Source organism: Actinosynnema sp. NPDC023658 (genome assembly GCF_040639995.1).
Lineage (GTDB): Bacteria > Actinomycetota > Actinomycetes > Mycobacteriales > Pseudonocardiaceae > Actinosynnema.
This window is the reverse complement of the sequence record NZ_JBFAAX010001346.1, coordinates 1-1272: the sequence shown is the minus strand read 5'-3', so window position 1 is coordinate 1272 and position 1272 is coordinate 1. Positions and strand designations below refer to the sequence as shown.

Here is a 1272-nt window from a genome sequence, read left to right as displayed (position 1 = left end):
GGCGCGGCCGGGGTCTGCTCGCGCCGGACCGGGCCGGCCAGGTGCGTGCGATGCGCGCCGCCTACGCCTCGGCCGGCTTGCCCCCGGAGTCGGTGTCGCTGGTGGAGTGCCACGCGACCGGCACCGCCACCGGTGACGCGGTCGAACTCCACGGCGTCGCGGAGGTCTTCGGCGGCTGCGCGGACGTGCCGATCGGATCACTGAAGGCCAACCTCGGCCACCTCGTCACAGCGGCGGGCGCGGCCGGGCTGATCAAGGTGATGGCCGCGATGCGCGCCGGTGTGCGACCACCGTCACCGGGGGCGGACGAGCCGTCGCCCGTCCTCGCGGGGACGCCGCTGCGGGTGTTGTCCGCCGCCGAGGAGTGGCCCGGGATGCGGCGTGCGGCGATCAGCGCATTCGGTTTCGGAGGCAACAACGCCCACGTCGTGCTCGATCCCGGCGACGTCGAACCGACAGCCGAGCCGGTGACGGGTCGAGAGCGGCAGCGCAGGCGGGTGGCGATCGTCGCGGTGGGCGCGCGGGTGGGCGACGGGCGTGACACCGCGGACTTCACCGCCGCCCTCCTCGACTACCTGCCGGTCGCGCCGACGCGGACCGGGATCGAGATCGGGTTGGACGGCGTGGCGTTCCCGCCCAAGGACCTCGCCGCCGCCCTGCCCCAGCAGGTGCTCGCGCTGGAAGCGGCACGCGAGGCCGCCGCAGGCGTTCGACTGGACCCCGACCGCACCGCGGTCGTGATGGGCGCGGGTGGCGATCCCGAGGCCGCCCGGCACGGCGCGCGGTGGCGCATGCCCGAGGTCGCCGACGCGTTCGGAACCGAACTCGACGCACCCGCCGCGCTCGGCCTGATGGGCAACGTGGTCGCCAACCGGATCGGCTCGCAGCTCGACCTGCGCGGCCCGTGCTTCACCGTCTTCGACGAGGAAGCATCCGGCACGACCGCCCTGAGGCTCGCCGCGCACGCCATCGCCGTGGGCGAGGCGGACAGCGCGCTGGTCGGCGCGGTCGACCTGTCCGCGGAGCCGATCCACCGCGCGGTCAGCCGTGGTGACGAGGCCGGTGACGGCGCGGTCGTGCTGGTGCTTAAAGAGCTTTCGCGCGCCCGTGCCGACGGCGACGTGGTGCTCGCGATCCTGGACGAGCAGGTCGACGCGCGGCTCGTGGTCGGTGCCGGCGGGTACGACCCGACGATCCGGTTCGGCAGGCCGCACGCCGCCGTGGACGCCCTCGCGCTGGCCGCCGCAACCTTGGCGCTGCACCACCGCGCCG

Annotated in this window: 1 protein-coding gene; it reads left to right on the top strand. The window is 75.2% G+C overall.

What is annotated here, in order from left to right; translation table 11 throughout:
* Nucleotides 1–50: 50 nt before the first annotated feature.
* The coding region (locus AB0G02_RS40855) for a beta-ketoacyl synthase N-terminal-like domain-containing protein (RefSeq protein WP_360806117.1) at nt 51–1272 on the top strand (1222 nt) is incomplete at its 3' end.